The sequence below is a fragment of the Frankia sp. CeD genome (genome assembly GCF_000732115.1).
Classification (GTDB): Bacteria; Actinomycetota; Actinomycetes; order Frankiales; family Frankiaceae; genus Frankia; species Frankia casuarinae.
Window position 1 is genome coordinate 8,449 of sequence record NZ_JPGU01000063.1, and the last position, 6,328, is coordinate 14,776.

At 71.5% G+C, this 6,328-nt stretch carries 5 protein-coding genes and 1 pseudogene (1 of these 6 cut by a window edge); all 6 read right to left on the reverse strand.

The window, feature by feature from the left end:
- Positions 1-319, reverse strand: a pseudogene (locus tag CED_RS19855) (thiopeptide-type bacteriocin biosynthesis protein) (it extends 527 nt beyond the left edge of the window).
- Positions 320-331: 12 nt separating this feature from the next.
- On the reverse strand, positions 332-1,570 hold the full coding sequence (locus tag CED_RS19860) for a lanthionine synthetase C family protein (RefSeq protein WP_035913201.1): 1,239 nt from the start codon (positions 1,568-1,570) through the stop codon (positions 332-334).
- Complete coding sequence (locus CED_RS19865) at positions 1,567-4,662, reverse strand: lantibiotic dehydratase (RefSeq protein ID WP_035913204.1); 3,096 nt, start codon at positions 4,660-4,662, stop codon at positions 1,567-1,569. Before CED_RS19865 ends, CED_RS19860 begins: the two co-directional genes overlap by 4 nt.
- A gap of 85 nt (positions 4,663-4,747) precedes the next feature.
- The gene (locus tag CED_RS19870; protein WP_023841893.1) at positions 4,748-4,942 is read right to left on the reverse strand and encodes an FxLD family lanthipeptide; all 195 of its coding nucleotides are present in this window, start codon (positions 4,940-4,942) and stop codon (positions 4,748-4,750) included.
- Between the two features lie 70 nt (positions 4,943-5,012).
- Positions 5,013-5,999, reverse strand: a complete 987-nt coding sequence (fxlM, locus tag CED_RS19875) for a methyltransferase, FxLD system (protein WP_255361139.1) — start codon at positions 5,997-5,999, stop codon at positions 5,013-5,015.
- Between the two features lie 25 nt (positions 6,000-6,024).
- Positions 6,025-6,328 (reverse strand): transposase (locus CED_RS19880; protein WP_152569807.1); only part of this gene is annotated, 304 nt, incomplete at its 5' end.

Below are 6,328 nucleotides of genomic sequence, written 5' to 3' on the forward strand. Positions count from 1 at the left end.
GNGNNNNGTCCATGCCTTCGGCGCCGCCGAAGGCATGGCTTTCTGGTTCGTAGAGGGTGGACGTGGCGTCCTCGATGCGGCGTGTCTCCCGGAGATCGGCGAGACGGGTGTGGATGTACGCCTTGGCCTCTCCTGTCGTCTGGCGGGGCAGGTAGCGGATGCGCCAGCAGGGCGCCTTGCGTACGAAGAACCAGGAGGTGATGAGCCCGTCGGTCTCGGCGGTGTCCAGCAGAGGGGCGAGGTGGTCCACGGCGGTGCCCTCGGCGTTCGCCCAGTCGGGGAAGGTGACGTTGACCTGGTGCCAGGTGCGGGTGTCCATGTCGGCTCCTGATCAGGCCAGCNGGAGGAAGGCGTCCCAGCCCGACGTCGGGGCGGCGCCGGTGCCGGCGGTGTGCAGGGCGAGGGCGGCGCCGGCGGCGCCGTCGAGAAGTTCGGGGTCGCGCACGGTTGTGCCCATCTGTGCGATCAGCCTGGCTGACAGGCCGGGGAGTTCGGCGGTGAGCTGGGGATGGTGGGAGTCGGCCGCCATGCGCCAGGCGGACTGGAGTAGCCCGGCGGTGCCGTGACACAGGCCGATCTCGGTGAGCTGGTCGAGTTGCGCCTCATCGCGAAGTGCCGCGAGGAGCGCGTTCTCGGCGGCTTGCTGGCGTGCGGTGTCGCGCAGGGCCATGACGGCGAGCTGTTGGGCGCGGGCGGTGCCGCTGACGCCGTAACACCAGGAGGGGCGGGGCCGCAGGGTTGCGGCGACCTTGCCTTCACGGACCTGGCGGNGGGNGATGAATCCGGGCCACCAGGGGCCGGTGTCGCCGTGCTGGCACCAGCGGTCGGTCCAGGCGCAGATCCGTGCGATCGCGTCGTCGGCGCCACGGACCGGCAGGCCGCGCAGGTGGGCCAGGGCAAGCAGGGCGAGGACGGCGCTGATGCCGTGCGCGAGGCCGACGTTGCCGTGTCCTTGGGGGAATTCGGGGCTGGGTTCGCCGTTGGGTGCAGAGTCCGTCCACCAGGGTGGGAGGTCGTCTCTTCCGNCCAGTGGTTCGGTCAGTCTGACCAGGTACGACAGCAGTTCGCCGGTGATCGGGTGATCGGGGTGGCGGCGCAGGTGGTAGACGCCGAGTCCGGTCAGGCCCCGGATCAGGTCGAACTCCTTCATCGCGGGCCGCCGGCTCTGTTCGATGCGTGTGTGGGCCGCGGCGAGTCGGGTGCGGGTCATGGCGACGACGGCCTGATCCAGATGGGCGAGGGCACGGTGGTACCGGCCTGATGGTCCGGCTGCGGTGTGCAGGGTGAAGGCCAGGGCCGGAGCGCCCAGGTACAGGCCCGCGTTGGCCGCCGCGGTCAGGGCGTCGGACGCGGCGGCGGACAGCCAGGCGTGCACGGTGCTCCAGTCGCCGTACCCGGAGCGGGCACGTTCGATGTGCAGCAGGGCGATGCCCGCCGCGCCGCCGGCGAGCGACTGCGGCCACGCCCTTCCCCCGGTCGGTCGGTGGGCGGCCCAGGCGGTGTGCGGGTCGGCTAGTGCTTCGGCAACAGTGTTCGCGGCGGCGAGCGCGTCCGGATCGGAGCTGGTCATGATGGGTTCCTCGTGCGCGCGGTCCAGCTCAGTGCGGCGGCGCGAGCCAGGTGCAGGCAGGCGCGTTCCCCGGCCAGGCTGACTCCGGCCATGCGGACATGGTGGAGATGCAGAAGATCAGGCAGCAGGGAGGTGGGGGCCTCCGCGCGGGTTTCCTGGAGGACGTGTCGGTAGGCGGTGAGTGCCTCGCGCCGGTGCGCCCAGCAGGAGAGGACGTGCTCGCCTCCGGGCTGTGCGGCCAGCGCGCGTGGGTCGGCCGGGTTCGCCAGGGCGACGGTCTGCTGGTACAGCGCGCGGGCTGGGGCGGACGGCTCCGTCCGGGTGTGGCTGATGAGCCAGCTCGTCGCCTCGGCGGTGTCGCCGATCAGGCCGGTCACGATGGCGAGCATGCTGGCGGCGGTCAGCGCGCGACGGTCGGGCCCGCTCTTCTCCCTGGAGGCGGCGAGCTGGGCGAGGGCCGCCGCTGAGTCGGCGGCGAAGTACGCCTCCGCGGCGTCCATCGCGGCGGTGCCCCCGAAGCGTGAGGTCTCGGGGAAGTAGGTGTCCCACTGCGCGCGGGAGATCAGGCCGGCGCGGCGGAGCCGCTGGGTCCAGGCACCGATCCGGTCGGCGGTCGGCGCCACNCCGTCGGNGGTGNCCGCGAGCCGCAGGCGCAGATGGTCGTCGGGGTCGTGGTAGCGCAGGAACCACCAGCGCGCCTCGCCCGCGGCCTGCTGCCCGTTCAGCTCGTGGACGAGGTGCGGCAGATGGCGGGTGAGGATGTCGTCCTGGCAACCGAGGCCGGCGTAGATCTTGACTGAGAACCGTGCGTCGCAGCCCGGAAGATGCCCATGATCGCGGCCAACGACCTGCGCCCGGCTGAACCAGCCCGGTGTCGCCGCCGGCGCGGCGACCGCTGCCAGGGGGACGACGATCTCGTGGGCATGCCCGCTGACCCAGCCGGCCGCGTCGGTGTCGGGGGCGGCGCGCAGCAGCGCGGCGCCGGAGCGGTCGAGGTGGGAGCGCAGCAGTACCCGGTGGGCCGGCTCAGACAGGTCCAGTCCGATGCGCTGGTCACCGTCGCCGAGGTAGACCGCCGAGGGGAGGTTGACCTGCTCCCGCCAGCTGGCCAGGGCACGGTCCCACTCCGTCCAGCCGGCCGCGGAGCCGGGCAGGTCCGCGGTCCCCAGCAGCCAGCGCGCTGGTGAGAGGACTGTTCGTCCATGCCGCAGCGCCGGCAGGAACGGTAGCTGGGCCGCGACCCCCCAGTCGAAGGGGGCGCAGGGAACGCTCAGCGCGGCCGGCGCCTCGGCGAGGAAACGCGCCAGCGGATGCGCGCGTCGCACCGGCTCCACCGCGTTGAGCGCCACCGGTTCCACCAGTTGGCGGCGGGAGAGCGAGAGCAGATAGATCCGGTGCACATCGGCCGTCACCACGATGTCGTCCAGAGGCAGCGAGTCCCCGTCCTCGCTGTCGTCGTACTCGCCGAGGGAGAGCCGGTGCGCCATGATCTGGGGGGCGCGTCCCACCGTGTCGGTGTTCGTGTAGCGAGCGGGCGCGGAGATCTGCACGCTCAGCGCGTCGCGGCTCGCGGTGGGAAGACCCGCGTACAGCGCGCGCATCCGCGCACTGTCCTTCGCGTCGAAGAGGTCGAGGNGTCGTCCGGTCGTGGTGCCGGCTCTGCGTGACACCCCGACGACCGCGAGGGTGAACGCGCCATCGTCGAGCGAGCGGGTGCTCGTGGCGTGGACGCGCAGGGTGAGTTCCGTGGTGGGCTGAACGTGGGCGTCCTGGTCGACGACCGTAAGGTCGCTGATCATCCTGTCGTCGAGGACGATCTCCCGTTCGCGGCGCAGCGCGGCGTTCTGCGCCAACGCCAACAGCTTCGCGTCCCGATCGGTGAACGTCACGCCCGCGGGTGCGGGACTGCCGGCGTAGCCGGCGGGATAACCCAGTCCGATCTCGGGGTCGACCGCGTCGAAAACGGGAACCAGAGCGCACGGCCCGTACCGTTCGAGGAACCGGCCATGCCAGGCGTCCCAGCCGGAGCTGAGCGTCGAGCGCCGCGCCAGGCGCACCAGCACGCCCGCCGCCGCTGCGGCCTCGACCGCGACCGCGCGGGGCACAGCCAGCGCCCAGTCCATCCGCAGATCAACCCGGAGTGCCGGCTCCGCCGAAGGGTGGACCTCAGCCATGTCCTCGCCGAGGCGCTCGCGGCTGCTGCGCGCGACGGTCCAACTCGACGCGCTGTCGTGGCTCCGCAGCCCATCGACAATCCCGTTCAGGCGTTCGGCGACCCAGGCCGCCTCGACGGTGACCGGCCCGCCATTTAGGGTCGTCTGGAGCACACCCACGACATGACGGAGAGGATCGCTCGCCGTCATCGGAGGCCGCAGGTTCGTGAGCAGGAACCGCTGCGCCACCAGATCGGCCAGAAGTCTGTCGACGACGTCGGCAGGGACCGGAGCGAACTCGGACGCGAGCCTGGCCGCGAGGTCGGAGAACCGCACCGAGCGGCGGCCGATACCCATCGCGGCGCGGACCGGTGCGTGCGCCCGCACCTGCACGCGCGTAGGAACACCGTCGGTGCCTCCTGCGGCACGGTGCTCCAGCACCAGATGGCCGTCCCGCTCGAACACGAGGTTGTTCGCCACCACATCCAGCCGCGCTCGGACGACCGGATCGGCTTCCAACCGGTCGACCACCGCGCAGAGCCAGCCAGCCTCGACCCGCGCGACGGCACGGTGCGCCACGCCTGCGCGCACCGAGGCGTGGTCAGCGACACGCACCGGCGCGACCCCCGCGAACAGGCCGAACGGCGTCGCCCGTCCCGACGCGCGAAGCCGGTAACGCATCACCGACAGCACTGCCCGCCGCACCCCGGCCTGGGGCACTTGGCGTCCGTCGCGGATCTCCCGAACGCGGCGAGCGAGCACAGGGCTGGCCTGCTCCAGCGCCATCTCGAAGGCGCGATTCTGCATCACCTCCCGTAACCAGAGGCGCCAGGACTCTGGTGTGGCCGCCGGTCCGACCAGGTCGGGCCATCGCTCGGCCACGTCCACGGGCGGGTTCACCGCGGCACGCACCACCAGGGAGTCGAGATGCTGATACACCAGCCGCTCCGTAGTCGGGCGGCGTCCGTCCGGCCGCCGAGGCCGGCCGTACGGACGCCGCGTTCTCAGGTCGTCGGGGCGCTGGTTACGGGCAGGTGGTCGAGCAGGCCGTCTCGCACGTCGTGCCGCAGCCGTCGTCGGTCATCCGGATGAGCCGGTCAGCGGCCGGTCCGGACTCGACGATCGAGATGTCCAGGTCCCATGTGGTGAAGTCCTCCTCCTGGTCTCGTCCCGCCTGCGGGGGCACGGCCAACACCGGGTCATCGAGCTGGATGGACATGAAGACCTCCTGGGTTGTGATGGTGGTGGTGCATTCCGGCTCCCGAGCATCCGTTCGGGAGCGCGGAAACTCAGGGCCAGCGGACAGCGACAGCGCCGTGCCGTTTCGGCACCAGCCCCACGGACGGCGCCGGCGTCCCCGCGGCCTTCGGGACGTATCGGATGTGGGCGGCACCGGAACGGCGGTGATCGCTGGCCCACCGGCGGNGNAGNTNCACGTAGTGCTCGGCGACGCGATCGGCGTCGGGACCGTGCGCGACGACGCCGCTCTCGAATCCGCCGGTCTTCTCGTTCGGGCGCTTGGTGCGGTAGGCGAAACTGCCACCGCTGACCAGCGTGGGCACACCTCTGGCGGCCGAGGGCGCGAAGCGGCCGTTCTGGACCTGCGTCTCGTCCACATGCAGGTGCGCGACCTGGGCCAGATTCGTGACGAGGAAGAACTCCAACTCGTCAGGAAGATCGAAGGCCGCTCCGGACCAGCGTTCCAGCCTCGGCGTGGCCAGCGCGTCGCGCAGCCCCTCGACGTCGAACTCCTGGGACGGGTCGTCGACCCGAAGCACGACCTCGTCGGTAATAGGGACGAGCCTTTCGCGGAACGTCCCGATGCCCTGCATCGGGACGAATCCGCACAGGCGATAGCTGCGGCTGACCAGACCGACGTCACCGTCCTCGTCGACCCGGTCGAACGCGATCGACCGGGTCAGCCCTCGTAGCCGGAGCGGCACAACGAGCCTGCCGCCGTTCGTGAGCTGCTCCTGCCAGGCTGGTGGGATGTCCCAGGCCCCTGCGGTCACGATAATCCGGTCGTAGGGTGCTTTTTCGGGTACGCCGGCCTCGGCGTCGGCCGCCACGACTTCAACATTTCGATAGCCGGCCGCGTCCAGACAGGCGCGGGCCCGGCTCACGATCTCCTGGTCGATGTCGACGGACGTCACCGAGCCTCCGTCGCCGACCATCTCCTGGATGAGGGCGGCGTTGTAGCCGCCCGAGCCAACCTCCAGGTACGTATTCGGAAATCCCGTTGGGGCATGATCGTGGGCGGCGTGACCGTGGGGCACTCCGCTGGGGTCTCGGGGGTCGGGGTCAGCCGGGAGGCTGTTGCCAGGTGGTGAGGTCCTCGGGGCTGGCGGCCCAGGGCAGGAACCGGTCGAGGTCGGCGCCGGTCGGCGGCTTGCCGCCGGCCCGGCCGCAGGCGTCGAGGTAGTTCTCCAGGTAGGTCAGCAGGTTCAGGTTGTGCATCGCGGCGGTCGCGGTGACCGTGAAGATCGTGGCGGCGTGGCGGGCGGTGTCCTCGGTGCGGGAGCCGCCGGCGTTGCGCCGGGTCACGACCGGGCCCCTGATCGCCCTTTCCGCCGGGTTGTTGTCCATGCCGATCATGGGGTAGTCG

Coding starts and splice junctions, on each gene's coding strand:
- CED_RS19870 (WP_023841893.1), bottom strand. CDS start 4,942: ATGTCCATCCAGCTCGATGACCCGGTGTTGGCCGTGCCCCCGCAGGCG.